The organism is Xanthomonas sp. WHRI 1810A (assembly GCF_040202885.1).
Classification (GTDB): Bacteria; Pseudomonadota; Gammaproteobacteria; order Pseudomonadales; family Pseudomonadaceae; genus Aquipseudomonas.
The window spans coordinates 284,923-311,029 of sequence record NZ_JBEGED010000002.1 but is presented as its reverse complement, the minus strand read 5'-3'; the positions used below and the strand labels follow the sequence as shown (position 1 = coordinate 311,029).

General features: G+C 58.7%; 19 protein-coding genes and 1 pseudogene. 11 read left to right on the top strand and 9 right to left on the bottom strand.

Going from position 1 to position 26,107, the window contains the following annotated elements; translation table 11 throughout:
- Positions 1-168: 168 nt before the first annotated feature.
- From ABQX22_RS04710 to ABQX22_RS04700, 3 genes are all read right to left on the bottom strand, one after another.
- Complete coding sequence (locus tag ABQX22_RS04710; RefSeq protein ID WP_349796980.1) at positions 169-2,556, bottom strand: TonB-dependent siderophore receptor; 2,388 nt, start codon at positions 2,554-2,556, stop codon at positions 169-171.
- 118 nt (positions 2,557-2,674) lie between these two features.
- The gene (locus ABQX22_RS04705) at positions 2,675-3,613 is read right to left on the bottom strand and encodes a FecR domain-containing protein (RefSeq protein WP_349796978.1); all 939 of its coding nucleotides are present in this window, start codon (positions 3,611-3,613) and stop codon (positions 2,675-2,677) included.
- Positions 3,610-4,137 (bottom strand): sigma-70 family RNA polymerase sigma factor, encoded by a 528-nt coding sequence (locus tag ABQX22_RS04700; protein WP_349796976.1) that lies wholly within the window; start codon positions 4,135-4,137, stop codon positions 3,610-3,612. The genes ABQX22_RS04705 and ABQX22_RS04700 overlap by 4 nt, the downstream gene beginning before the upstream one ends.
- 289 nt (positions 4,138-4,426) lie before the next feature.
- Between ABQX22_RS04700 and ABQX22_RS04695 the strand changes: the two genes are divergently transcribed.
- Positions 4,427-7,525 carry an autotransporter domain-containing protein gene (locus ABQX22_RS04695; protein ID WP_349796974.1) on the top strand — a complete coding sequence of 1,033 codons (3,099 nt, stop codon included), beginning with the start codon at positions 4,427-4,429 and terminating at the stop codon, positions 7,523-7,525.
- A gap of 54 nt (positions 7,526-7,579) precedes the next feature.
- Here ABQX22_RS04695 and ABQX22_RS04690 read toward each other — a convergent pair whose 3' ends face one another.
- Positions 7,580-8,242, bottom strand: coding sequence for a TetR/AcrR family transcriptional regulator (locus ABQX22_RS04690; protein WP_349796972.1), 663 nt, complete (start codon positions 8,240-8,242; stop codon positions 7,580-7,582).
- A gap of 41 nt (positions 8,243-8,283) precedes the next feature.
- Here ABQX22_RS04690 and ABQX22_RS04685 point away from each other — a divergent pair.
- Positions 8,284-9,149 (top strand): annotated as a pseudogene (locus ABQX22_RS04685) (aldo/keto reductase family oxidoreductase).
- 20 nt (positions 9,150-9,169) lie between these two features.
- Here the strand turns inward: ABQX22_RS04685 and ABQX22_RS04680 are convergent.
- Positions 9,170-9,931 carry an SDR family NAD(P)-dependent oxidoreductase gene (locus ABQX22_RS04680; RefSeq protein WP_349796970.1) on the bottom strand — a complete coding sequence of 254 codons (762 nt, stop codon included), beginning with the start codon at positions 9,929-9,931 and terminating at the stop codon, positions 9,170-9,172.
- A 228-nt stretch (positions 9,932-10,159) separates the two neighbouring features.
- Between ABQX22_RS04680 and ABQX22_RS04675 the strand changes: the two genes are divergently transcribed.
- Together ABQX22_RS04675 and ABQX22_RS04670 are read left to right on the top strand one after the other, a co-directional pair.
- Positions 10,160-11,773 (top strand): sensor domain-containing diguanylate cyclase, encoded by a 1,614-nt coding sequence (locus tag ABQX22_RS04675; RefSeq protein ID WP_349796968.1) that lies wholly within the window; start codon positions 10,160-10,162, stop codon positions 11,771-11,773.
- Between the two features lie 242 nt (positions 11,774-12,015).
- Complete coding sequence (locus ABQX22_RS04670) at positions 12,016-13,635, top strand: methyl-accepting chemotaxis protein (RefSeq protein WP_349796966.1); 1,620 nt, start codon at positions 12,016-12,018, stop codon at positions 13,633-13,635.
- Between the two features lie 25 nt (positions 13,636-13,660).
- Here ABQX22_RS04670 and ABQX22_RS04665 read toward each other — a convergent pair whose 3' ends face one another.
- Entirely contained in the window at positions 13,661-13,918 is a 258-nt protein-coding gene (locus ABQX22_RS04665) for a redoxin domain-containing protein (RefSeq protein ID WP_349796965.1), read from the bottom strand.
- Between the two features lie 235 nt (positions 13,919-14,153).
- Positions 14,154-15,515 (bottom strand): Na+/H+ antiporter NhaA, encoded by a 1,362-nt coding sequence (gene nhaA / locus ABQX22_RS04660; RefSeq protein WP_349796964.1) that lies wholly within the window; start codon positions 15,513-15,515, stop codon positions 14,154-14,156.
- Positions 15,516-15,755: 240 nt separating this feature from the next.
- On the opposite strand from nhaA, the gene ABQX22_RS04655 reads away from it, so the two are divergent.
- The 3 genes from ABQX22_RS04655 (at position 15,756) to ABQX22_RS04645 (ending at position 18,863) form a co-directional block, all read left to right on the top strand.
- Positions 15,756-17,033: a DUF2254 domain-containing protein gene (locus tag ABQX22_RS04655; RefSeq protein ID WP_349796963.1), complete on the top strand. Its 1,278-nt coding sequence runs from the start codon at positions 15,756-15,758 to the stop codon at positions 17,031-17,033.
- 9 nt (positions 17,034-17,042) lie between these two features.
- Positions 17,043-17,336, top strand: a complete 294-nt coding sequence (locus tag ABQX22_RS04650) for a TAXI family TRAP transporter solute-binding subunit (protein ID WP_349797529.1) — start codon at positions 17,043-17,045, stop codon at positions 17,334-17,336.
- Between the two features lie 81 nt (positions 17,337-17,417).
- The gene (locus ABQX22_RS04645) at positions 17,418-18,863 is read left to right on the top strand and encodes a TRAP transporter permease (protein ID WP_349796962.1); all 1,446 of its coding nucleotides are present in this window, start codon (positions 17,418-17,420) and stop codon (positions 18,861-18,863) included.
- A 53-nt stretch (positions 18,864-18,916) separates the two neighbouring features.
- On the opposite strand, the gene ABQX22_RS04640 is transcribed toward ABQX22_RS04645, so the two are convergent.
- Together ABQX22_RS04640 and ABQX22_RS04635 are read right to left on the bottom strand one after the other, a co-directional pair.
- A complete protein-coding gene (locus ABQX22_RS04640; RefSeq protein WP_349796961.1) occupies positions 18,917-19,054 on the bottom strand; it encodes a hypothetical protein in 138 nt (45 codons plus the stop codon).
- Between the two features lie 100 nt (positions 19,055-19,154).
- The gene (locus ABQX22_RS04635; protein ID WP_349796960.1) at positions 19,155-19,946 is read right to left on the bottom strand and encodes a substrate-binding domain-containing protein; all 792 of its coding nucleotides are present in this window, start codon (positions 19,944-19,946) and stop codon (positions 19,155-19,157) included.
- 160 nt (positions 19,947-20,106) lie between these two features.
- Here ABQX22_RS04635 and ABQX22_RS04630 point away from each other — a divergent pair, with 160 nt between their 5' ends.
- The 4 genes from ABQX22_RS04630 to ABQX22_RS04615 all read left to right on the top strand — a co-directional run bounded on the left by ABQX22_RS04630 (position 20,107) and on the right by ABQX22_RS04615 (position 26,094).
- Entirely contained in the window at positions 20,107-20,784 is a 678-nt protein-coding gene (locus ABQX22_RS04630; RefSeq protein ID WP_349796958.1) for a response regulator transcription factor, read from the top strand.
- Positions 20,762-22,171 carry a sensor histidine kinase gene (locus tag ABQX22_RS04625; protein WP_349796956.1) on the top strand — a complete coding sequence of 470 codons (1,410 nt, stop codon included), beginning with the start codon at positions 20,762-20,764 and terminating at the stop codon, positions 22,169-22,171. The genes ABQX22_RS04630 and ABQX22_RS04625 overlap by 23 nt, the downstream gene beginning before the upstream one ends.
- Before the next feature lie 161 nt (positions 22,172-22,332).
- Positions 22,333-23,430, top strand: coding sequence for a D-alanyl-D-alanine carboxypeptidase family protein (locus ABQX22_RS04620; protein WP_349796954.1), 1,098 nt, complete (start codon positions 22,333-22,335; stop codon positions 23,428-23,430).
- A gap of 261 nt (positions 23,431-23,691) precedes the next feature.
- Entirely contained in the window at positions 23,692-26,094 is a 2,403-nt protein-coding gene (locus ABQX22_RS04615; RefSeq protein WP_349796952.1) for a glucose/quinate/shikimate family membrane-bound PQQ-dependent dehydrogenase, read from the top strand.
- Positions 26,095-26,107 lie beyond the last annotated feature (13 nt).

Here is a 26,107-nt window from a genome sequence, read left to right as displayed (position 1 = left end):
TCTACTGCTGCAGCGCTTTCCAGTTGCCGGGAATGAATGCGCACGCGAATTTTCTTCCGCCAATGACTCTCCTTGCAGTGCTTGGCTAAAGCGGTTCCATCCCGGCCGCCCATGTCCGTGAGACTACCGCGAGCCGATAACCACCGAGCGGCAGGCTTCTGCCAGGTTTTACCACTGGTAGCTTACCGAACCGATGACACTGCGCTCGTCGCCGTAACGGCACGCGGTGTTGCACGAGAGGTAAGACTCATTGGTCAGGTTCTGCGCCTTCGCGGCCACCTGCCAATGCGCGTCGATGTCGTAGCTGACCCTTGCATCGAAGCGGGTATAAGCCGGGATCTTGCGGTCAGTGACCGTCGGTGTGGTGCGTGTGGTGCCGGTGTACAGCGCACCCACGCCGACCTTGACTTGAGGCAGGCCGAACGCCGCCAGACGATAGTCTGTCCAGAGTGAAGCGTTGTGGTACGGCACCCCTTCGAGGCGTTTACCGACGTTGGATACGACGTTGTCTTCCAGCACATGGGCATCGGTATAGGTGTAGCCTGCCGACATGCTCACGTTCTCGGTCAGGTCGGTCTTGACTTCAAGTTCCAGTCCCTTGGAGCGGCTCTTGCCGTATTGCTCGTACTGCGCAGTCAGGGCATCGTAGGTGATGGCGTTGGTTTGCGTCAGCGCGTAGACCGCCGCGCTGAGCAGCGTGTTGCTGCCCGGTGGCTGGTAGCGAATGCCCACCTCGTACTGCTCGCCTTCAATCGGATCGAACGTCCCCGCTACGCCAGGGTTGGCGACATCGGATGGCTGAAACGACTGGCTGTAGCTGACGTAGGGCGCCACGCCGTTGTCGAACGAGTACAACAGGGCGATGCGCCCCGTAGGTTTCTGATCACTGCGCGGCGTACGGTCGCCATTGACGAAGGAATAGTTACGGCTTTCTGCCCAGTCCTGACGCCCGCCCAGCAGGAACACCCAATGGTCGTCAAACGTGATCTGGTCTTGCAGGTAGAGGCCTACCTGACGGCTATGAATGTCCCAGCCAGATTCCGGTGCCGTGTTGGCCCCGACGCCGGTATAGGCAAAGGTAGACAGATCCAGGCCAGGTGCCAGTTGCGGCACTGTGGCGCTGATGTGGCGATGGGTGTCGTAGGTCTTGTGGTAGTAGTCCACGCCTGCCAACAGTGTGTGGCGCCAGCGGCCTGCGTCGATTTTCCATTCAATATTGTTGTCGCTGGTCCAGCCGGTGGAGCGCTCTTCGCGTTCACTGTAGCGGCGGCTCAACGTGTTGCCCGAAATGGTGTAAGGCAACAGGTAATTCCACGACACGTTGGACTGGTAATAGCGCAGGGCATGGCGGACTTTCAAGCTGTCGCTAAAGCTGTGTTCAAAGACATAGCCGAGGGTATCAATGCGGCTGTTGAAGTGATCGTAACCGGGCTCGCCGACAAAATCCTCACGACCGATCTTGCGGCCCGGATTAGGGCTGTACGTGGTCATGGCGTACGTCAGCGGCGGCGTCAGGCCGGTCAGCGCCTCGGTGTGACTGGCGAGTACGGTGAGCGAGGTATCGTCGTTCGGTTTCCAGCTGAACGAGGGCGCGATGTAGCGTTTGTCGTCGCCGATGTGGTCTACCTGGGTGTCGGCGTCGCGCCACAAACCATTGAGCCGATAGGAAAATTCGCCCTGCTCGTCCAGCGGGCCGCTCACGTCAAACGTGTACTGCTTGCGATCATGGCTACCGTACTCGGCGCTCACCTGGTGCAACGGGGTGTCGGTGGGCCGCTTGCTCACGGCGTTGATCAACCCGCCCGGCGACAGCTGCCCGTAGAGCACCGAAGACGCGCCTTTAAGCACTTCGACCCGTTCCAGACCGAACGGCTCGATGCCGCCATCGTAGACGCTGGACTGCAATTTCATGCCATCGAGCAACATCCCGCCGGTCCCGGAGCCTACGTTGAAACCCCTTAAGGTGTAATCGTCCGCTACCCGGCTGAAGCCGTTGGGCTGGCTGACGAATCCAGGGGTGTAGCCCAACGCGTCGGCCAGGGTGTCACTCTTGCGATCGTCCATTTCAGCGCGGGTAACCACGGAAATCGACTGCGGCGTCTCGATCAGGGCCGTGTCGGTCTTGGTCGCGCTGCCGGCGCGTTTGGCCACATAGCCGTAGACCGGACCGTAAGCTGATTCCTGCTCGGACACTGCATTGATGTTCGACACCCCCAACGTCAGCGAACCGGTCTCGGGCTGCACGCTCAGCGCTCCGCTGCCACTGATCAACAGCGACAACCCGCTGCCCTGCAACGCCTGCTCGACGGCCTGCTCTGCCGTGAGCTGGCCGGAAACCTCATGGCCCTGCCGCGCTTTAACGTCATCCGGCAGGAATACCACCTGACGGCCACTGCGCTGACCGATCGCGATCAAGATCCCCTCCAGGGGGCCTGCCGGCAATGCGTAACTCTGACGCGCAGCGGCGCCGGCCGGCTCGGCAGCGAACAGGGTGTTTACAGGCGCAACGACAACGCTGACAGCAATGGCCAACGGGCACAGAAGTTGGGGACGCATGAATGAATGACTCTCCGGTGTCAGGACAGGACAACTGCAAACGGCACAGCACTGTCTTCCTTGTGCGATGAGCCAACGAAATATTAAGGGGCGTCTGAAAATAAAGGTGCGGTGAGCCTCAGCCCAGGCTCACCCGGGTCCAGATCCCCAGAAAATGCACAATGCGCAGCGGCAGGACATCAGCGATTGCAGCCAGTGCCTGGTCGCTTTGATTGAGGCTGAATACGCCGGAGATTCTCAGCTGGGCAGCGTCAGGGCTAAGGGTCAGCACGCCACGGTGATAAGGCCGCAGCGCCTCGATGACCGTCGCCAGGGTCTGGTTATGGGCTTCCAGCAGGCCCTGCGACCAGGCTGACGCACTGTTCGCGGAGATGCTGATCGGCTCGATGCCACTGGCGATCAGCCGCACACCCTGCCCCTGCGCCAGCGTCTGCGCCGAGCCATTGAGATGCGTCACCCGCAGACTGTTCTGCAACGCCCAAATCCGGGTTTCATCCGGGAAGAGCATCATCATGCAGCGCCCTTGGGCCATGCTCGCAGTCCCCAGCCGTGAACACAGGCGCAGGGCGTCACGCTCGCTGGCGCGCACATCGACGATGGCACCACCGTCGAGCAGTTCTACGTCGCGCTTGTGCCCCTCGAAACGCAGATTCACTGCACTTTGCGCGTTGAGCTGAAGAGACGAACCGTCTGGCAATGCAATGCTTTCGCGCTGAGCGGTGCCCGTACTCAGATCAGAGCGCCACCCCGCCAGCTGCCCGCCTGGGCGGGTCAGGCAATAGCTGCCGGCCGCCAGCCCGCCAAATGCCAATGCCCCACGCAAAAAGGCTCGACGACGGATCGGTCGGTCCTTGGCCAACATTCGGGACACACCGTCGACCCCTGCAAACGTTGCCTGCAATCTCTGCTGCAACTGCTGCCAGGCCTCCTGATGCTGTCGGTCGGCCGCCAGCCATTGCTCGAAACACAGCTGCTGCTGCGCATCAAATAAACCGGAACGCTGGCAGGCCATCCAGTCAATGGCTTCCTGCACGGCGGCCGGCAGCGCACCGTTCATAGCCGCGCCTGGAAACAGGCCCGCAGCCCCTGGACCACGTACTGATGCACCCGCGGCGCAGAAACCCCCAGCTCGCGGGCGATGTCGGCGTAGGTCATGCCATCGAGCTGGCTGTACAGAAAGGCCGCTCGGGCGCGGGATGACAGTCCCTCCAGCAAGCGATCGATCTCGATCAACGCTTCGATCGCGAGCGCCTGCTGCTCTGCTGAAGGGGCAAACTGCTCAGGCTCGCTGGCCAACGCCTCAAGATAGGCACGTTCCAGATCCCGACGGCGCCAGCTCGCGTACATCAACCGCTTGGCGATGGTCGTCAGCAGTGCCCGTGGCTCGCGAATCGAATGGGGGTCGGCCAGTGCCACCACATGGGCAAAGGTTTCCGATGCCATGTCGGCTGCATCGCTGGGGCAGCCCAATCGCGCGCGCAACCGATCGAACAACCACCCATGGTGATCGCCGAACATTTGATGAAGCAGGCCTTGCCGGGCAGTCAACTTGACGCAGGCGACACTGGGATGGGCTGCCATTACAAGGATCACTAATGGAAATGGTTCTCAATAGTGACAAATCCAAACCGCACTCGCAATGAGCGTCATGGGTTGAGCCCGAAATGAGCGCCCTCTTATGGGTGTAAACACTGTGAACTGAAGACGTCGGTCGAGTGATGGAGATGAGGGAATAGCAACGCGGTGGCATCCGGGTTGAGCGTGTGGTGATGGATCTTCTTCCGCCACAAATGTGTCACTGCTGACACACTTAAGTGTAAGAACCGCTTGCTAGGGTCGGCGCCTACCTAAATGAGTGAAGGCGTACGCTATGCGATCCAACAAACCCGTTGCCCATGCCATGGTGTCTTCCCTGGTACTTTCATTGCTCGCCGTGTCGGTTCAGGCCGCGAGCCGTGGCGGGGACGACACCATCAACGGTGTCGATCTCCTCTCCGGATTCGATACCTTATGGACGACCGGCGCGACGTGGAATACGGGTACACCCACCGCTTTGGGTCAGCCTTTACTGAGGCGCAACCTGCAAATCGTGGTCGACCGGGCGAACACTCGCACGCTCGCCCAGGAAACAGCCGCCTACTTCGATGATCGCCGCGACCAGAGCTATAGCGCCATCAGCGGCCTCGGCTCGTTGAGCGCTGCCTACAAGGCAGGCGCAGGCGCGTTCACGACCATCACCCAGTTCGACGACAGCAACAAGACCGTCAAATACGACGACAAAGGCAATGGCGCAGGCAGTTCGTCATCGGCGCTGGGCAAGGTGGTCGACCTGGTTGGCGCTGTGCGCAACGATGCCTCAACCACCCCCGCCAAATCCCACTATCTGTATCCGCGCCCATGGCGGCAAAGTCTGGACGGCCAGAACCTGGACTTCGTGGTCCAGCCGTCCCTGCGCCCGGCCAAGAGCACCGACCCGGCCAACGACTCAGGTTTCCCCAGCGGCCACACCAACGCTGCTTACTTGTCTTCCTACGCACTGGCCTACGCGATTCCCGAGCGTTTCGGCGAGTTGATGCTGCGCGCCTCGGAAATTGGCGACAACCGCATTGAAGCAGGCATGCACTCCCCTTTCGACGTGATGGGCGGGCGCATTACCGCGACCTATTTCGCCATCGACAATCTGTCCAACCCTGCCAACGCGCAGCTACGCGCCGATGCTCGTGCCCAGGCGCTGACGTACTTCACGGCGCAGTGCGGCGGCAACATCAACAACTGCATGGCGACCATCGACCCGGCTACTGACCGCATGTCCCAGCACGCCCTGGACAAAGCGCTCTACACCTCGCGCATGACCTACGGATTCGACCGCGTTGGCCCGACCAACCTGGCTGCGGTAGTGCCCGTCAACGCCGAAGTGCTGCTGGAAACCCGCTTCCCTTACCTCGACGCCAGCCAGCGTCGCGAGATTCTGGCGACCACTGAAATCTCCTCGGGCTATGCGGTGATCGATCAGTCAGGCGGCTACGGCCGCTTGAACCTGTACGCAGCGGGCGATGGGTATGCGGCATTCAATTCCAACGTCACGGTCAACATGGACGCCAGCCTCGGTGGCTATAACGCCATCGACGCCTGGCGCAACGATATCAGCGGCAGTGGCGCGCTGATCAAGAACGGCAGCGGTAACCTGATGCTGACCGGCGATAACACCTACGCGGGCGGCACCGTGATCAACGGCGGCACCCTGACCGGTCACGCCCAGGCCTTCGGCAGCGGGACAATCACCGACAACGCGACGCTGGTGGTCGATCAATCCACCGACGCTACCTTCGCCAACACGCTGGCCGGCAACGGCGCGCTGATCAAGCGCGGCGCAGGGTCTCTGAACCTGACCGGCAACAGCAGCCTGTCGGGCGCGACGACGGTGCAAGCCGGTCGCCTGGCGGTCAACGGCAACCTAGGCAATTCCAGCGTCAGTGTGCAGCAAGGCGCGACGCTGGGTGGTAACGGCACCGTCGGTGGCATCAATGTTGTGCAGGGCGGCGTGGTGGCGCCGGGGAATTCGGTCGGGCGACTGAACGTCAATGGTGACGTCAACCTGGCGCAAGGTTCGGTTTATCAGGTCGAATCGGACGCCAACGGCAACGCTGACCGCATCGTCGCCAGCGGCCGCGCAACCATCAACAACAGCACGCTGTCGCTGGTTGAAGGCGGAAACTGGCTGGCCGCGAGCCGGTACTCGATCCTCTCGGCAGCCGGGGGCGTCAGCGGTGCGTTTACCACCGTACAAACCAATTTTGCCTTCCTCACCCCGACGTTGAACTACACCGCCACCGATGTCGGGCTGACGTTAAATCGCAACGCACAGACCTTCTCCAGCCTGGCGACCACGCGCAACGCCAGATCCGTCGCTCAAGGCCTGGACAGCGCGGGTGCAGGCAACCCGCTCTGGCGTCAGGTAGTGCAGGACGACGCGCCAACGGCACAAGCGACGTTCAAGGCGCTGTCCAATGAGCTGCATGCTTCAACGCAGAGCGCGCTGATCGAAGACAGCCGGCTGGTGCGCAACGCCATCAACGACCGCTTGCATCAATCGCAGTCGGCACAGGCATTGGGCAGCAACACGCAGACCCTCGCCGGCGATGCTTCGCGTGGCGTGGTGTGGACGCAGGCGATCGGTGCGACCGGCAAAACCGACAGGACCGGTGACGTGTCCGGTCTCGACGCTCACACCAGTGGCCTGCTGTTCGGTGCTGACGTACCACTCGATGATACGTGGCGCGTCGGCGCGCTGGCCGGCTTCAGCAACAGCAGCTTCGACCTGCGTCATGCGTCCGGCTCCACTGACAGCGATAACTACCACTTGGGCGTTTATGGCGCCGCCAAGTGGGGCCAACTGGGCCTGCGCCTCGGCGCGATACGCACTTGGCACGACCTGACGGCCAAGAGCACGCTGGACGTGCCGGGTGCTTCCGAGCATTTCAAGGAAGATTACAAGGCCGCGACTAACCAGGTCTTCGGCGAACTGGGTTACGCCATTGAAAGAGGCAATGCGCTGCTCGAACCCTTCGCCAACCTGGCGCATGTACGGCTGGACACCGATTCCTTCGATGAGGACAGCAACGCCCTTCACCTGGAGAACAAGTCCCAGAACAACCACATGACCTTCAGCACCCTGGGCCTGCGTGCGGCCACGCGGTTGAATGCGGGGAGCGTCGCGATCAAGCCCAACGCCACACTGGGCTGGCGTCGTGCCTATGGCGACGTCACGCCAGAGAGCCGTGCAGCCTTCAGCGGCGGCGACACCTTCGAACTGTCCGGCGTACCGATTGCCCGCAACGCAGCCGTACTCGGCGCGGGTGTCGATCTGGGCTTGAGCGATACGTTGAGCGTGGGGCTGAGTTACGACGGTCAGGTGAGCAGCGATACGTCTGATCAATCGCTGAATGCGCGGGTCACGTTGGCATTTTGAGGCAGGAATGACTAACGCTGGCACACACTCGCGCGCAGCAGGTTGGCAAGGTCGTTATTCAGGTTTTCGGTACACCTGAAGATAAGCCGTCAGCAGCAGCGTTGCCTGCTGTTCGAGACACGTTTCGAACAGCGGTGGCGCGTGGCCATCGAGCACGGTTCGCACCGGCCCGGTGAGGGCGCTGAGCAAAACAGTGGCGATCAACACCGGGACTTCGAAATGTGCGTCCGGTGCGGTGGTTAACATGGCGGCCGTTGCCGCCACCATTCGGGCGTTGATACGGGCGACCAACTCAGCGCCTCCCCGCTCCGCAGCAATCCCATAGAGCGCCCTGGACATGGCTGGGTCGCGTAGCTTGACCGCCAGGAATGCCGAAACCAGCGTTGATGCCATGTCAGAGACGGGCTTGCCCCTGCTTTGCTCGCACGTTTGCTCAACCGCTACGGCGACTTCCAGCAAGTGCTTTTCAAGCACGGCCGCCAGCAGCGCATCGCGGTTTGGGTAGTATTGATAGAGGCTACCCACAGACAAACCAGCACGCTCGGCAACACGGGTCGTCGTGCAGCGGACCAGACCATGCTGCGTCAAAACCTGAAGGGTGGCGGTGTGAAGCGCGTCGACGGTGGCGACGGATCGGGCCTGGACCGCTGATTTTCTTGGTTTTAGTGATGCTTTGGGAGGGCTCATGGAATGCGAATTCAAAACCTGAAGAATCATTCATATCATAGTTCTACTCAAACACAGCGAGCACTACTGACATGACTGGCCTGGAAAAAAGCGGCACCTTCACGCTTGGCGACCGCAACATCAAGCGCCTGGGCTACGGCGCAATGCAATTGGCAGGCCCCGGCGTATTTGGCCCGCCAAAAGACCGGAATGTGGCGCTGGCAGTACTGCGCGAGGCCGTCGAATCAGGCGTGAACCACATAGACCCAGCGATTTCTACGGTCCGCACATTACCAATCAAATTATCCGCGAGGCCCTGCATCCTTATCGGGATGATCTGGTGATCGTGACCAAGGTCGGCGCCCGGCGTGGCGACGATGGTGCCTGGCTTGCAGCGGCCTCCAAAGAAGAGCTGACGCGGGCGGTGCACGACAATCTGCGTAACCTGGGCCTGGATGTTCTTGATGTTGTGAACTTCCGGGCGATGCACAACGCAATGGGGCCGGGCGAAGGCTCAATCGAGGCATCACTGGCGGCGATGGCTGAGCTGCAACAGCAAGGCCTGGTGCGCCATATCGGGATCAGCAACGTCACACCGACGCAAGTGGCCGAGGCGCGAACAGTCGTCGATTTCGTCTGCGTGCAGAACCTGTACAACATCGCCCAACAGCAGGATAACGCCATGATCGATGAACTGGCGCTGGAAGGCATTGCCTATGTGCCGTTCTTCCCGCTGGGTGGATTCAGCCCGGTTCAGTCCTCGGCACTGTCCAGCGTTGCACAGCGACTCGGGGTTACGCCGATGCAGTTGGCGCTCGCGTGGCTGCTGCGTCGCTCCCCTAACATTCTGTTGATCCCTGGGACGTCCTCGGTAGCCCACTTGCGGGAAAACCTCGCGGTGGCCGATCTGCATCTGTCGGATGAGGCGCTGGCAGAACTCAATGCAATCGCGGATTGACCACGCAGCCCGCGCTGGCGTCAGGTCAGGTTTAATCCGCCGTCTGACAGGAGTATTTCACCGGTCAAGTAGTCCGAATCAACCAACATGGCGACAGCGTTTGCAATGTCCTCGGGGCTTGCGGCCCTGCGCATTGGGGCGCGATCTCGCCACAACGCTTGTGCATCTGCCCACGCTGCGGTCAGAGGTGTGTCGACCAAGCCAGGCGCCACAGCGTTTACGCGAATGTCTGGCCCGAGTGACACCGCAAGCAAGCGGGTCATGTGATTGAGCGCAGCTTTGCTCACCGCGTAGGGAATGGAGGCGCCCTTGGGACGGACGCCGGCATGCGAACTGATGTTTACGATGCTACCCGCTCGACGGCAACGGGCGGTATCGCGCAATGCCGATTCGGCCAATGTGATCAGGTGGAACGGCGCCACGACATTGATCTCATTTAGCTCGTGCCACACCGCCGAAGTGGCAGCGGCAAGGTCGCTGTGGGGAATAACCCTGCTGATGCCGGCGTTATTGATCAATACGTCGAGCTGACCCCACGCGGCGATCGCCTCATTGACAAGCCTGACCCTGTCGGCTTCAACAGCAAGATCAGCTTGCACGTAGATGGCCTGTTTCATTTCGGCAGCCATAGCGCGACCTGTGTCCGCAGAGCTTCGCGAATGGAGTACCACCGCGTAGCCTGCCCGGCTCAGCCTTCGTGCAATGGCTGCGCCGATACCGGAAGTCGAACCTGTGACCAACGCGACGCGTAGCGTGTTATCAATGGGCGGAGTGGGTTTCATATGGAATTCTCGAAGGGGTTGCCAGGGTGCGTAATGGCATGGTTTGACCAGGCGTTTGCATCGGGTTCGACCAGCACGCTACCTGTTCCTGACCGGCAGAAGCCGGCGCAAATACCCATCACCAGCGCCGGTCTGACCCGAAACAACAGGAACCAGGAATATAAAGGGGCACTGGAAGACAAGTTACTGTTTTAGTAACCAGCCTGATTAGGAAGGTACGAAAACTGCATGGATCGTTCGAAAGCCAACTTAGTGACGCCTTCTATGAAGCAGTTGTACCTCACTTCCAACAGGCTCTCGCCTTACATGCTCACCAAAGCATTGATTGGCTTTATTGTTCTGGTGTGTCTATCGCTGATTCTGGCGACAGCCTGGCAGATGAACCAGTCCAAGCTTGAGCGTGTCGCTAGCGCCAGAATTGCGGTTTCAAACATCGTTCTTGCCGCCGAGCAGCAAGCTCAGGATACGGTACGGCAGGCTGATAACACGCTGCGTGATCTCGTGGAACGCGTGGAGCGCGATGGTGCAGAGGGGGCTCAGCAAGCTCGACTGTCGAAACTGATGGCCCAGGATGTGGTGAATGTGGAGGGTATTCAGGGGCTTTTCATCTACGATGCCCAAGGCAACTGGGTCGCCAATTCCTTTTCTCAAGGCATACAGTTAAAAAACAACAGTGACCGTGCATATTTCGCCTATCACCGCGATAACACCGATGACTCCATCCATGTCGGTTCGATTGTCGAGAGTCGCATTACCGGGGAGATGGTTGTCCCCATCAGTCGGCGAATCAATGCAGGCGACGGTACGTTCGCAGGTGTGGTGTTAGCGACTGTGCCCGTTGCCTACTTCCAATCGTTCTTCAAACGCATGGATGTGGACGACAAGGGCGTTATTTTCCTTGCCCTGAACAATGGCGACCTCCTAGCCCGGCGACCGACGCTGGCCGCACTGATGACGACCAATGTGGCGAAAGGAGATATTTTCACCAGCTACCTGCCCTACAGCGATAGCGGTACCGCTGAGATTAAATCTGTAGTGGATGGCGTGGAAAGGATTTATGCCTATCGGCGGGTGTCTGGATTGCCCATCGTCGCTGCCGCCGGCGTGTCCAGCCAGCATGTATTCGCCCCCTGGTGGGCCTATGCGTATCGATCCATGGCGCTGGTGGGCATGATCACTTTAGCGTTGGCTTCGCTGGGTCTCTTGTTGTACAGGCAAATCCAGCACTTGATCACGGCGGAAAGCGCGCTGAGCATCGCCCGAACCGAGCTTGAGATCATCTCTCAGACTGACAGTCTCACGCATCTGGCCAATCGGCGTTGCTTCGACGCTACGCTGCAAAAAGAGTGGGGACGAGCATCTCGAAATAACTCAGTCATCGCGATCATTTTGTTGGATATCGACTGGTTCAAGCAATACAACGACTGCTACGGACATCTGCGAGGGGATGACTGCCTGCGCCAGGTAGCAGGAATAATCGGAAGCTGCATCAACCGGGCTGGCGATCTGGCGGCACGGTATGGCGGTGAAGAGTTCGTGATCCTGTTAGCTGAAACAGATTTAGCGGGTGCTTTGAGCGTTGCCGAAAAAGTCAGGGTGTCCATTGAAAACGCACTGATAGAGCACTCCGGGAGTCCAGTGGGGAACGTAACAATCAGTTCCGGCGTGGTGGCGATCAACGCACCCGAGAAGGAGGCCTATACAGCTGCGCTGAAGGAGGCAGATCGACTTCTTTACTGCGCTAAAACCAGGGGTCGCAACTGCGTCGAGGGACGATTAATGGCCGAAACCGCACCAACGGAGTTCATATGCCGGCCCGCTCAAGGCGCAGTCAACTGCTGATGATGACTGACCTTGTGACCTTCTGCCTGTCTCACCTTCTGCAACCCATCGCCTTCACTCCAGCCAAGAGAGGCAGGCCTTTGGCGCTGTTTGCCAGATCATTCAACCTGCTTCGTCGTCGTTGAGTATGCAGGCCAGGTTGTGACAGGTTTCTACCAAACCCTTGATTTCCGACGACATGCCTAAAGTTTCCAACGTTGGGTCGATAGCTATCAACCGCCGCTGGAAAACAGGAATCTCGTATGCGCCTTAGAAATCTCAATTTAGCTCCACGAGCTGCCCTGTTTTTCACTTCAATCATCATTCTGGTTATTGTCCTGGGCGTGTTCGCAGTTCTGCAAATGGGCAAGCTGAGGGATGCCGAAAAGGATGTCGAACTCAATTGGATGGCCAGCATCCGCCAAACGGCGCTGATGAACACTACCGCCCTTCGCCTCAGGCTCGAGACCCAGCGAGGTCTGGCTGACCCTCAATCCATTCAAAAGAACATTGAAAGCTTCGCTGGCTATCGCAAGGCGTTCACCGATGCGGTGGCGGGCTATGAGCCTCTGATAGCGAGCGATAAAGAGCGCTCGTTTTACACGCCAGTGAAAAACAGCGCCGATGCCTATTCCAGACAACTGGATATTCTCGAACCGTTGATGAGGAAAGGTGACATAGCCACCACCGTCAGTCTGGTGAGTACAGGTATCCGCCCGCTCACGAATACGATGGAGCAGCAGATCAAGGACTTGACCAACTTCAACAATGACGGTGCAGCTCAAGCGGGACAGTCAGCAACCGATCTCTACAACAATGGCCTGTGGCTTGTCGTTGGCCTCATAGCAGGTGTCGTCATTTTGACAATTGGCCTGGCATTACTGCTGACGAAAAGTATCACCTCTCCGATTAATGATGCCTTGTCCATCGCGGAGCGTATCGCAGCCAGTGACCTCTCTGAGGAGGTATTGGTCAGCGGGACTGATGAAGCAGGGCGATTGTTGAAAGCACTTGCGCAGATGCAGACAAACCTGCGCAACACGATTATGCAAATCTCCGATTCGTCAACCCAACTGGCCTCAGCGTCAGAAGAGATGACAGCGGTCACTGAGGAGTCGAGTCGGGGTCTTGTCGCCCAGAATGACGAGGTCAATCAAGCAGCCACAGCGGTCACAGAAATGAGCGCCGCCGTTGACGAGGTCGCTCGTAATGCCGAGTCAGCCTCTGAAGAGTCAAAGCGTACCCAGGGCTACACCGAGGTCGGTCTGGCGCGTGTGGCTCAGACGTTAAAGTCGATTGAAAAGCTTAACGGTAACGTTGAAAACACGAGCGAGCAGATTCAAGGGTTGTCAGACCGCGCCCAGAGCATCACTAAAGTGGTCGAAGTGATTCGGGCCATTGCCGAGCAAACCAACCTGTTGGCTCTGAACGCTGCTATCGAAGCAGCACGCGCAGGCGAGCACGGTCGTGGGTTTGCGGTAGTAGCTGACGAAGTAAGGGCTTTGGCCCATCGCACCCAGGTATCGACTCAAGAAATCGAGCAGATGATTGCTGCTATCCAGAACGACTCCGATCTGGCTGTGAAGGCGATGAATACGAGCCGAGACCTGGCGACCGAATCACTGGGCGTCGCCCAGCAGGCCAGTACCTCTCTGGATCAAATAGCCAGCGCTATCGTTCAGATCAACGAGCGTAACCTTATGATTGCCACGGCCTCTGAGGAGCAGTCGCATGTTGCGCGCGAGGTTGACCGCAATTTGATCAGTATCCGCGAGCTGACAACTCAGAGCGCTGCGGGTGCGAGCCAGACAGCAACTGCAAGCGGTGAAATGTCAAAACTGGCGGTTAACCTGAATCAGCTGGTTAAACGATTTGTCGTGTGACGAAGGCCTTTCTGCGGCGAGATCGCTACCAGCCTACCAGGCTGGCACCGCGCGCCTGGAGGGCCGAAAGAGCCTCCTCCAGCGCTTGCAGCTCCACGTTGCAATACGGACACCACACGCCTCGATAGAAGCTGATCACCAGCGGTCCGCGCGCCAGCAGTTCTACTGAAGACTCCAGGTTGCCCGGAGTATCAGGCAAGCTGAATACAGGCGCTAAATCTCCTGCCTTGAGCGCATGTTCGGCCTGGCCGCCAGCGATCAGCCAGGCAGTGGCTCGGTGCATCACTGCGTGCAAAAGCGCTGGAGCATTGTAAGGAGGTTTGCCGGCAACGAGACGCCTTTGACGTGGTACTGGAGATCGCGGGCAAAGCGCAAAGTCACTTCACGACGCGTCAAACGCCACTCTCCGTCACGCAGTTCGAACGGGGCGAGGGACTTGCCGGCACAGATTATCTTGATCAGGCGCTCCCCGATAAAGCCCGATGCCTCACTGACTATCTTCGATCACCCTGCGCTGACTAGACGCCGCGACTCGACAGCGGGGAAAACTTCATCTTGCCCCAGATCAATCCGATGACCGCTGCAAGGGATGAGGCGCAGAGCACACTGAGCTTGGCCGAAGACAGCAACGAGGGGTCTGAAAACGCCAGCGATGCAATGAAAATAGACATGGTGAATCCAATACCCGCCAGCAAGCCGACCAGCCCTACCCCGCTCCACGTCACGCCATCAGGCAGCTTGCAGATGTTCAGTTTTACCAGGCTGACGCAGGCCAGAATGACGCCGAGCGGCTTGCCAAGCACCAGTGCCAGCATCACTCCTGTAAAGACACTTTGTGAAACAGCCTCGCTCAGATTGGCACCGGCAAAGCTGACCCCTGCGTTAGCCAACGCAAAAAGTGGCATCACGCCGAACGCCACCCAGGGGTGCAGCCCGACCTGAATGCGCTGGACTGGCGGGAGGACTTCACGCTGGGCGTGACGCAGTTGCTTGAGTGGCTCAGCTACAGCCTGGGGGTTGCTACTGGCCTGAGAAAACCGATCCATCAGCTCATGAAACGTCCGTCCGATGGTCTCTAGTGGACGCTCGGTGGCCGGCTTGGAATTAACCGGTGTCATGAGCCCAAGAATCACGCCCGCAAGCGTGGGATGAACCCCGGTTTTCAGCAGTCCGAACCAGACGATGGCACCTGGCAAAACGTACGCATACGCCTTGCCTATACCCATCCGCTGGAAGATCAGCACAAGCAGCAGGCCACTAACAGCTATGACCAACCCCAGATAATCCAGGCTTGCGGTATAGAAGACGGCGATGATCAGAATCGCGACGATGTCATCGATGATGGCCAAGGCAAGCAGCAGAATCCGGACACCGTTGGGAATCGACTTTCCCAGCAGCGCGAGAACGCCGACAGCAAAGGCGATGTCCGTCGCTGTCGGGACAGCCCAACCGGCACTCGCCTCGGTACCGTGATTGAGCAACGAGTAAATGATTGCCGGCATCATGACGCCGCCCAGCGCAGCCCCTAGTGGCAGGGTAGCCAGCTTCATGTTCGCCAAGGCGCCGTCCTGGATTTCCTGGCGTATTTCCGCCCCGACCACCAGGAAGAAGATCGTCATCAGGCCATCGTTCACCAGAAAGTGCAGTGAGCGAGAAACACTCAAGTCGCCCAGTCCCAGGGTGATCTGAGTGTTCCAGAAGTGTTCATAGGAATCGGCCACCGGACTGTTGGCCCAGATGAGCGCCACCAATGCGGCTAACAGAAGAACAATGCCGCTGACCGCTTCGATGTGCGAAAAACGCCCTAGCGCTGAAAGCGCACGTTCGGTCAGGACCTGAGGGCGGGGAATGGAAGCACTAGCCGGGGGTTTATCAGACACAGTCACTCTCCGTTGGCGGCCCGACCAACGCTTGAGCTTTAACCTGCACTGTGCCATCTGCCACAGCGCACCCTGCGTGATGATAAGAACCTGAACGGCAAGATGCAAACGGCCATTTGGCGTCGTTGAATGAAACTTCTACCACACTGGAAGACTCAACCAACTCGTCACCGAGCGCTATCCGTTACCGGTGTGATTGCCGAGGGGCTACCACTTTCCCTACCGTAAAAGGTTCCGAACATGATTGCTCGTTGGCGCTGGTTGCTCCATCAATTGACCAAAAGGTTGTGGTTCCGAGCCACGCTGTTTTCATTGCTGGGGGTGGCCACCGCCTTGCTTGCCGTTGTCTTCAAAGACTTCATTCCGGAGTCCTTGCCCGCCAAGATCGGTGCGGACGCAGTCGACAAGATCCTCGGCATCATTGCGTCCAGCATGCTGGCAGTCACTACATTTTCGCTCAGCACCATGGTAACGGCCTACGGCGCCGCCAGTAGCGGCGTGACGCCCCGCGCAACGACGCTGGTGATGGAAGACAGCACCACACAAAACGCCCTGGCCACCTTTATCGGCTCGTTTCTGTTCAGTCTGGTGGGCATCATCGCCTTAAGCACCGGCGTCTACGGTACACAGGGCAGAGTTTTGCTGTTTGCAGTGACCATTGCCGTGGTCATTCTCATCGTTTACACCCTGTTGCGCTGGATAGATCATTTGTCCAGGCTTGGCCGGGTTGGCGAGACCATCGACCGTGTCGAAAAAGCTGCAACTGACGCCATCAACAACAGAGCGCAGTGGCCTTTCATGGGCGCCGCTGCTTATCCCTCTACGCTGACGATGCCATCCTCCGCACAGACCATCAAAAGTCACGACACCGGTTACGTCCAGCACATCGATGTCCACGCTTTGGGTGCTATCGCCAAAACCAGGCATCTGCAGATTTATCTGGACGTCCTGCCGGGCAGTTTTGTACACGTCGGCAAGCTCATCGCCCACACCGTAGCGTTGAGCGGCGAGGATGCCGATGAGCATGACGCCATCGCACAAGCCATCCTGGAAACCGTGACCATCGGCGTTCGACGTACGTTCGAACATGATCCGCGTTTTGGCCTCTCCGTGCTGTCGGAGATCGCATCGCGAGCCCTGTCTCCGGCGGTAAATGACCCTGGGACGGCGATTGACGTGATAGGCCGTGGCGTCAGGAGCCTCACCTGTTGGGGTCAACCACAACGCGAGGTGTCGAAGATTGATGCCGACTGCGAGCAGGTGTTCATTCGTGGTCTGCAGGTGGACGATCTGTTTGAGGATTTCTTTGCCCCTATTGCCAGAGATGGCGCGGGGCTGCTGGAAGTGGATTTACGCCTGATGAAAGCCCTGGCCATCCTGTCACAGATGAATGCCGGCTTGTTCGATCAGGCTTGTGCCCGACATGCACGGGTACTGCTCAAGCGCGCAGACCTTGCGCTGACCCTGCAGGAAGATAAGGATCAGCTCAGACAGTCAGCACGACAGTTGGGGTTGTGAACGCTAGCGATCAGCTTTGCGTGTAACCCGGCCTATCAAGCCGCAATGATTCCTGCCAATACGTACGACGGGCAACCTGAGGCGGTGCCAACCGTCGCGATCATCAATATTCTCGTGACTCGTGAAGACGTCCCAGATGAGGTGGCGTATCAGATGACCAGACTGATGTTCGAGAACCTCAACCGTCTGGGTAACTCCCACTCTGCGGCCAAAGACATCAAGCTGGAAAGCGCCGCCAAGAACCTGCCCATCCCACTGCATCCGGGTGCCGAACGTTACTACAAGGAAAAGGGCGTGCTTTAAGCCAGCCGGGCGCAGTGATCGCGCTGTTCGCTGCGCAGGTGCGCCGCCCTTTTTCTAATGTGGTCATGAGGCAGGTAACCCATGAGTGAAGAACATCACGGCATTCCCCCCAACCCCCGGGACTGGCCAAAAATACTGTTTTACGTGGCATTGCTGTTTTCAATCTTTCAGATCGTTACTGCTGCGTTTTCTCCTGTTTCCAGCCAGGTTCTTCGGGCAGTGCACGTCGGCTTTCTGCTGTGGGTGGTGTTTCTGAGCTATCCGGCCTACGGCACCGGGCGTCCGTGGCAGCCACTGGCCTGGCTACTCAGTCTGGCCGGTATTGCGACCGCCGCGTACCAGTGGGTGTTTGAGGCCGATCTGATCCAGCGCTCGGGCGATCTGACTTCCAGTGACACGGTGGTGGGTCTGATTCTGATCGTGCTGGTGTTCGAGGCAGCCCGGAGGGTAATGGGCGTTGCTCTGCCCATCATCTGCGGTCTGTTTTTAGCCTATGGCTTGTTGGGCGAATACCTGCCCGGAGATCTTGCACATCGAGGCTATGGTTTCGATCAGATTATCAATCAACTGTCTTTCGGCACTGAAGGTCTCTACGGCACCCCCACTTACGTGTCGGCCACCTACATCTTTCTGTTCATCCTGTTTGGAGCGTTTCTGGAACAGGCCGGCATGATCAAGCTCTTTAATGACTTCGCCATGGGGCTGTTCGGCCACAAGCTGGGGGGGCCAGCCAAAGTGGCTGTCGCCTCCTCTGCACTAATGGGCACCATTACAGGCTCTGGTATCGCCAACGTTGTGAACACAGGTCAGTTCACCATTGGGTTGATGAAACGCTTCGGCTATCGCGCAGCGTTCGCGGGCGGCGTCGAAGCGACGGCCAGTATGGGCAGTCAACTAATGCCGCCGGTGATGGGCGCTGTGGCCTTCATCATGGCCGAAACCATCAACGTGCCTTTCGTGGAGATCGCCAAGGCGGCGCTGATTCCGGCGGTCCTCTATTTCGGCTCGGTGTTCTGGATGGTTCATCTGGAGGCCAAGCGGTCCAATCTCCAGGGATTGCCCAAAGACCAATGCCCCAGCGCCCTGGGTGCGGTAAAGGAAAACTGGTACCTGCTGATTCCGCTGCTGGTGTTGGTCTATCTGCTGTTTTCCGGTCGCACGCCGCTGTTTTCGGGGATGGTCGGGCTGGCCCTTACCGCTATCGTGATACTGGGCTCGGCCATCATTCTGCGAGGGTCGAGCTTCGCCTTGCGCTGCGCCTTCTGGATTGCGCTGGGAGTGCTGTGCGTTGGCTTCTTCCAGCTGGGAATCGGGGTGATCTTCGCCATCATCGCCGCGTTGGTCGCGGTCTGGCGGATCTCACCCCACCGGCCGCGCTGGCGTGCTTTCCCGCAGCACCGATTGCCAGGGAAACCGGATTCAGGATCAGCCTGTGGGCGGTGCGCATTGCACTGGCCGGTTTCGTTATCCCTTTCATGGTGGTCTATAACCCGGCGCTCATGCTGCAGGGGGGCAATCTTTGGATGACCGCCTACATGCTGATCAAGACGACCTTGGCCGTCGGCTTGTGGGGCATGGCTTCAACGGGCTATCTGCAACAGAAAATGACGGTCTGGGAACGCCTGCTGAGTTTTATCGCCGGGGCCTTGCTGGTGGTAGCGATGCCGCTGACCGATGAGATCGGCTTCGCGCTGGGTGTCGTGGTCATCTTCCAGCACTACTGGCGCTTTCGTCAGGCTGGATTGGAGCGCCAACGACCGAACAGCCGTTCATACAACTCTGGTCGTGCGAATCAAGCTGAACGCTGTGCTCAGTTTGTCAGTGCATCGGCTTCAGCCCGCTGCGTTCGATGGCGTCGTGGGCTTTGTCTGATCCCATGTAATCAAGGAAAGCCTTGGCTTGCCTGGGATGCGTACTGTTGTTGACGACTGCGCCTGAGTACAAAACCATTTGCTGCACGTCATCGGGTATCAGGCCCACGATATCGATACCCTTGATAGCCTTTAACTCACTCAACTGTTGAAACCCCAGCTCTGCCTCGCCACGGGCCACGACATTACCCACCGGCTCGACAGCCACGACCTTGCCCTTGAGCATGAATCGCGGGTACAGCTTCATGTTCGGGAATAACCAATGGGAGAGATAAACACCACTGGCACTGTCGGAGTAGGCGAGCGAGTCGGCGTCAAACAATGTCTTGCGAAACGCTTTCATGCTGCCGATATCCGGCTGCACCGCACCTTTGCGCACCGCCATTGCGATGAATGATTGCCCCAGATCGACCCGAGTGTTTTGGACGACTTGATTGCGGGCGGTCAGCGTGTCCAGGGACGAGCCCATTGTCAGCACCACATCCGCTTCTTCCTTTCGATCGAGACGGTTAGCAATTGCCTGCGGTCCCTGCCCACTGGCCTGAGCCACTGTCACATCGAGCTTCACTCCAGTGACTTTTTCGTACTCGGGGGCGATAGCCTCTATCGCACCCTTGAAGCCGTTGGAGCTAAGGACTTTGAGCGTCACTGGCAGCGTTTTGGGTGCATCGGCGGCATGGATCACGCCCGTACTCAACAGCACACCGGCCAACATGACGGATTTGAATAAAGTGCGCACGGCAGGCAGTTCCTCGTCTGGAAAAAACCTTACGCTAAAGCAGTCTTTGGCCGGCCCAAGGTTAACCCGTGTTAAGAAAAATTTAGTTTGAAGATCGGTTGTACCGTCTCAAGGTGCATCTGCCGTTAGAATGAATGCCGTTTCCTGCCTGGAGATTTGAATGAATCGTGCATTGGTCATCGAGGATGATGAAGTCACTGCACAGGCCATCATCGCCGAGCTTGACGCCCATGGCTTCAGCGCACAGTGGGCCGACAATGGTCGAGAGGGCCTTGCAATGGCCATCGCCGGAGGCCATGAGGTGATCACCCTGGACCGCATGCTGCCCGATTTTGACGGGCTGACCATCGTCAGCACATTGCGCCAATTGGCGATTCAGACACCCGTGCTGATGATCAGCGCGCTGTCGGACGTCGACGAACGCGTCCGTGGCCTGCGTTCGGGTGGCGACGACTACCTCACCAAACCGTTCTCCATGGTGGAAATGATCGCGCGTCTGGAAGTTTTGCTACGCAGTCCGGCCCTGGACAACAACGGGCATTGCCTTGAGTTCGGTAGTCTGCGCATCAATTTAATCGAGCATTCAGTCACCCTGTACGACGATGCAATCACCCTGCTGCCTACCCAGTTCAAACTGCTGACGTATCTGATGCGTCACGCCGGGAGACTGGTCACCCGGACCATGTTGTTCCAGGAAGTCTGGGGCTATCACTTCGACCCTGGCACCAACATCATCGACGTGCACATCGGTCGTCTGCGCAAAAAAATAGAACACAGTGGCGCACCGACTATTCAGACGATTCGTGGGTCAGGGTATGTGCTTGTCGAAAAAAACTGATCGCTGGCGTTCCAGCAACAGTCGTCTGATCGGTTTGTATGCGCTGTTCTTCGTGGCCTGGGGCGCAGCGTTCACCGGTGTGCTGTATTGGGAAATCTCCGGCTATCTGGGCACTGTGGCCGAACGTACATTGATGCAGCGTGCCCATTACTACCAAAGGGTAAGCGATGCGGCACTGATCGACGAACTGGCCGGCAGCGAGGTGTATTCGACACCGGGGATCGACGCCTACGGCCTGTTCGATGCCGACGGCAGTCACGTTACCGGCGACCTGCTCAAGCTTCGCTCCAATCTGCCTGACGACGGCCATGTGCACTATCTGGAGCGCGGGTTGAGCATCGCCTTGCCCCATGAAGAAACTCGCAGCAGTTATGCGCTCCGGCTTACCCGAACCGATGGCCGAATCCTGATTCTCGCCCGAGATGGCGGCTCGATCTCGGCCGTCGGCGGCATTATCGGGCAGGCACTGTTCTGGGGACTGTCACTGACGCTGATCCCCGGCCTTATCGGCTGGCGATTATTGCGCAGGCGACCCATCCGCCGGGTGGAGCGGTTGCAGCGCAGCACCGAAAGCATCGTCTCTGGCAACCTGCGAGAGCGGCTGCCACTTTCATCGCGCCGGGATGAACTCGACATGCTGGCCAATGCGGTAAACATCATGCTTGAGCACATTGAGCAATTGATGCTGGAGGTCAAGAGTGTGTGCGACGGCATCGCACATGACTTGAGAACTCCGCTGACGCGCCTTCGCGCTCGCCTTTATCAACTGCAAAAGCTGCCGTTGGAAAGTGCCCACACCCATACGCTTAATCTGGCTTTGGAAGAAAGCGAATCCATCATGCTGCGGTTTCAGGGGCTGCTGCGAATCTCCGAACTTGAGGACACGCGTCGGCGTTCGGCGTTCGAGACATTTCAACCTGAGGCATTGCTGCAACAGGCACATGGGTTCTATGAGCCGCTGGCGCAAGAAAAAAACCAGCGGCTGATCCTGAACATCAGTGGCGTTTATCCGCCGCTGCAAGGTGATGCTTCACTCGTGTTCGAAGCGCTGGTCAATCTGATGGACAACGCAATCAAGTTCACGCAAGCAGGTGGAGAAATTCACCTGACCTGCCGGCGTCAGCCATACAGCCTGAGCATCGAGGTGCTCGACAATGGTCCCGGCATTCCCGTCGAAGAACGCAGCCATGTCACCCGGCGCCTTTATCGAGGCGATGCGACGCGACAGCAACCTGGCAACGGCCTCGGGCTTTCGCTGGTGGCAGCCATTGCGCGCCTGCACGGATTTGGTTTGAGCATTGATGCAGGCACTGATGGGCACGGCACCCGCGTCATGCTCGAGTGCCCGCTGACCGGCGCCAGGACAGGTTTATTAAACAATTCTTAACCCTGCTTAATTTGAGGGTGACAGGCAGCCCACCTAGGTTGACGGACCTTTCGTAGACCCAAGGCTCCCTGCTTGTGACACACCTGACACTGCAGCTCGCGATATTGGTGGTTTGTGCAAACTGCATACCGGTGTTTGCCGCACCGGTGCCCTCAGGGCCGATGACCCCCTCACCTCCCCAACTTCACGCCAAGTCCTGGGTGCTCATGGACGCCGTCAGCGGCAATATCATTACCAGCCACGATGAACAAGAGCATTTGCCCCCCGCCAGCCTGACCAAGCTGATGACGGTTTATGCAGCCACCAACGAGATCCAGGCCGGCCGGTTGAAACCCGAAGATCTGGTGACCATCAGCGAAAACGCCTGGCAGACCAAAGGTTCGCGTATGTTCCTTGATCCGCGCAGCCAGGTGTCCGTCCACGACCTGCTGCGGGGCATCGTGATCGACTCCGGCAATGACGCCAGTGTGGCGCTCGCGGAGCACATCGCAGGCAGCGAAGACAGTTTCGCAGGACTGATGAATGTCACCGCCAGCCGCCTGGGTCTTGAAGACACCCACTTCATCAACCCTACCGGCCTTCCGGCGCCGGGGCATTACTCATCGGCGGCGGACATGGCCAAACTGGCCCGCGCAATCATCACCGACGAGTCGGCTTACTACCCGCTGTACAAACAAAAGCACTTCACCTGGAACGGCATTCGCCAACCCAACCGTAACCTTTTGTTGTGGCGCGACAGATCGGTCGACGGTCTGAAAACCGGTCATACCGAAGCCGCCGGTTACTGCATGGTCACGTCGGCAGTACGCGATAGTCGCCGGTTGATTACCGCTGTGTTCGGCTCCAGCTCGAAAACCAATCGTGCCAATGACGCCGAAAAACTGCTGGCCTATGGCTTCCGGTTTTTCGACACCCAAACCTATGCCAAGGCCGCTGAGGTGATGGCAAACCCGATGATCTGGAAAGGAGAAGAGCGCACGATGCCGGTGGGGGTCCTTGACGATATTTCGCTGACCTTGCCCAAGAACAAAAACCGCAAGGTCGACACCCGCGTGACTATCTATCAGCCGCTGGTTGCACCCATTGCCTTGGGGGCCGTCGTCGGCAGCGTGACGCTGTATGAAGGTGAGCAAAAACTTGTGACGCGGCCATTAATTGCGTTGCAAAAAGAGGCAGCCGGGAACTGGTGGAAGCGCGCCTGGGACAGCTTGCGGCTGTTCTTTCTCAAGATTTTCAACAGCGATGGATTCGCGCAATGACCGCGGGTCGATGATTAACCGTAGGCAGAACGAGAGGAACTTCCAGTGGCTTCATTGCCGCGTGCCACCTGACGGTGCCTGAACATGATTGGACGCAGCACCCTCTGAATGCTTTAGCTGAGCTCTTATCTTAAACACGACCTATGCTGGGCAAGCGTGGGTCATCAGTGACACCGAAAATTTCATCTAAACGAAACTTCCGAGGGTTGAACCCCCAATACCGCACACAGTCCATGCACTACATCCCAAGGGGGAACATCGATGAATGGCTTATCAAGAGCTTCAGGGCTGAGGCGTTTCACTTCCATTATTGCAGGGATATTTGCCCTGTTTATGTTGGCAGGCGGTACTTGGCTGCTCACGTTGGGCGGCTCTTTTTATTATCTGATCCTGGGCGTTGCGCTGCTGATATTCGCCACGCTGTTGTGGCGACGCTCCGCTGCATCTCTATGGCTGTATGGCGCGCTGATGCTGGTCACCGTGGTCTGGGGCCTGTGGGAAGCAGGCACGGACTTCTGGGCCCTGGTGCCACGTCTCGACATCCTCGGGGTGTTGGGTCTGTGGTTACTGATCCCGGCGGTCACGCGTGACATTCCCGAGCGCCTGAAGCCTGGCAAAACCTTTTTATCTGCAACATTGGCGCTGGCGATCGCAGTGATGGTCTATTCAATCTTCAACGATCCGCAGGAAATCAACGGCAGCATGGCGACCGCGCAACCTGTGCAGCATCAGCCTGTCGAGGGCATCGCCAACGGCGACTGGCCTGCTTATGGCCGCTCGCAGTCGGGCACGCGCTATTCGCCGCTCAAGCAGATCAACGAAGGCAACGTCAAAGAACTGCAGGTGGCCTGGACGTTCAACAGCGGGGAATCGAAAACCGCTAATGACTCCGGCGAAACCACCAATGAGCTGACCCCCATCAAGGTCGGCGACAACATGTACATCTGCACCACCCACCAGATCCTGGTGGCGCTCGACCCGGCCACCGGTAAAGAGAAGTGGAGATTCGATCCCAAGCTCAAATCCGATCCATCCTTCCAGCACTTGACCTGCCGTGGCGTCGCGTACTTCGATCAGGCAGACACTACTCAGTTTGCCAAGAGTCTGGAAGGCACCCAGCCGGTCGCCACCAGTTGCCCGCGCAAGGTCTTCCTGCCGGTCAACGACGGTCGCCTGTTTGCGATCAATGCCGACACCGGCAAGCCGTGCGACGACTTCGCCAAAAATGGTGAACTCGACCTGCTGCACTTGCAGCCCTACCCCTATCCGGGCGGTCTTGAACCCACCTCCCCGCCTATCGTGACCGGTACTACCGTGATCATCGGTGGTTCGGTGACTGACAACCTGTCGGTGCATGAACCCTCCGGCGCGATCCGTGGCTACGACGTCAATACCGGCGCGCTGAAGTGGATCTTCGACACCGGCGCAGAAAACCCGAACGCGATCCCGGGCGATGGCCAGACTCTGGTCAACAACTCCCCGAACGCTTGGGCGCCGCTTGCCTACGACGCCAAAACCGACGTGGTCTACGTGCCAACGGGCAACCCCACGCCAGATATCTGGGGCGGCAACCGCACGCCGGTGATGGAGCGCTACGCCAGCTCGATCGTCGCGATGAACGGCACCACCGGTAAGCTGGTATGGAGCTTCCAGACCACCCACCACGACTTGTGGGACATGGACGTTCCTGCCCAGCCAACGCTGGCAGACGTGAAGACAGGCACGGGTGACGCAGTGCCTGCTATCTACGTGCCGACCAAGGCCGGCAATCTGTTCGTGCTGGACCGTCGTGACGGTAAGCCGATCGTGCCGATCCACGAGATGCCAGTGCCTGCCGGTGAGGCAGCGCCAGGCGATCGGGTCAGCCCGACCCAGCCGCGCTCGGAGCTTAATCTGACGTCCATTCAAACGCTGTCAGACAAGGAAATGTGGGGCGCGACCATGTTTGACCAACTGGTCTGCCGGGTGATCTTCAAAAAACTGTCCTATAACGGCCAGTACACGCCGCCATCCGAGCAAGGGACGCTGGTGTTCCCGGGTAACCTGGGTGTCTTCGAATGGGGGGGTATCTCGGTGAACGCTGACCGTCAGGTTGCGTTGATGAACCCGATGGCCCTGCCGTTCGTGTCCAAGCTGATTCCCCGTGGCCCGAGCAACCCGCTGTGGCCTGAAGAAGGTGCTACCGGCAGCGGTACCGAAATGGGCATTCAGCCCCAGTACGGCGTGCCTTATGGCGTCGAGATCAACGCCTTCCTCTCTCCACTCGGCCTGCCGTGCAAAGCGCCGGCGTGGGGTTATGTGGCTGGCGTGGATATGAAGACTCACGACGTGGTCTGGCGCAAACGCATCGGCACCATCCGCGACAGCCTGAAAGGCATCCAACTGCCGCCGCTGAAAATCGGGGTGCCGATGCTCGGTGGGCCGATGTCCACGGCTGGCAACCTGATGTTCATTGCCGGCACACAGGACGACTACCTGCGTGCCTACAACGTCACCAACGGCGACCTGCTCTGGGAAGCGCGCTTGCCGGCAGGTGGCCAGGCCACACCGATGACCTATGAAAGCAACGGCAAACAATACGTTGTGATCATGGCGGGCGGACATGGCTCGTTTGGTACCAAGATGGGCGACTCGTTGATCGCCTACGCCCTGCCGTCGAAGTGACAAGCGCAGACTG

What these genes read in the sequence shown, in the direction of transcription:
- ABQX22_RS04620 (WP_349796954.1), top strand. Translation starts at nt 22,333, where the DNA reads ATGACCCCCTCACCTCCCCAACTTCACGCCAAGTCCTGGGTGCTCATG.
- ABQX22_RS04670 (WP_349796966.1), top strand. Translation starts at nt 12,016, where the DNA reads ATGCGCCTTAGAAATCTCAATTTAGCTCCACGAGCTGCCCTGTTTTTC.
- ABQX22_RS04705 (WP_349796978.1), bottom strand. Translation starts at nt 3,613, where the DNA reads ATGAACGGTGCGCTGCCGGCCGCCGTGCAGGAAGCCATTGACTGGATG.
- ABQX22_RS04700 (WP_349796976.1), bottom strand. Translation starts at nt 4,137, where the DNA reads ATGGCAGCCCATCCCAGTGTCGCCTGCGTCAAGTTGACTGCCCGGCAA.
- ABQX22_RS04695 (WP_349796974.1), top strand. Translation starts at nt 4,427, where the DNA reads ATGCGATCCAACAAACCCGTTGCCCATGCCATGGTGTCTTCCCTGGTA.
- ABQX22_RS04630 (WP_349796958.1), top strand. Translation starts at nt 20,107, where the DNA reads ATGAATCGTGCATTGGTCATCGAGGATGATGAAGTCACTGCACAGGCC.
- ABQX22_RS04645 (WP_349796962.1), top strand. Translation starts at nt 17,418, where the DNA reads ATGAGTGAAGAACATCACGGCATTCCCCCCAACCCCCGGGACTGGCCA.
- ABQX22_RS04680 (WP_349796970.1), bottom strand. Translation starts at nt 9,931, where the DNA reads ATGAAACCCACTCCGCCCATTGATAACACGCTACGCGTCGCGTTGGTC.
- ABQX22_RS04675 (WP_349796968.1), top strand. Translation starts at nt 10,160, where the DNA reads ATGGATCGTTCGAAAGCCAACTTAGTGACGCCTTCTATGAAGCAGTTG.
- ABQX22_RS04665 (WP_349796965.1), bottom strand. Translation starts at nt 13,918, where the DNA reads ATGCACCGAGCCACTGCCTGGCTGATCGCTGGCGGCCAGGCCGAACAT.
- ABQX22_RS04710 (WP_349796980.1), bottom strand. Translation starts at nt 2,556, where the DNA reads ATGCGTCCCCAACTTCTGTGCCCGTTGGCCATTGCTGTCAGCGTTGTC.
- ABQX22_RS04690 (WP_349796972.1), bottom strand. Translation starts at nt 8,242, where the DNA reads ATGATTCTTCAGGTTTTGAATTCGCATTCCATGAGCCCTCCCAAAGCA.
- ABQX22_RS04655 (WP_349796963.1), top strand. Translation starts at nt 15,756, where the DNA reads ATGATTGCTCGTTGGCGCTGGTTGCTCCATCAATTGACCAAAAGGTTG.
- ABQX22_RS04625 (WP_349796956.1), top strand. Translation starts at nt 20,762, where the DNA reads ATGTGCTTGTCGAAAAAAACTGATCGCTGGCGTTCCAGCAACAGTCGT.
- ABQX22_RS04615 (WP_349796952.1), top strand. Translation starts at nt 23,692, where the DNA reads ATGAATGGCTTATCAAGAGCTTCAGGGCTGAGGCGTTTCACTTCCATT.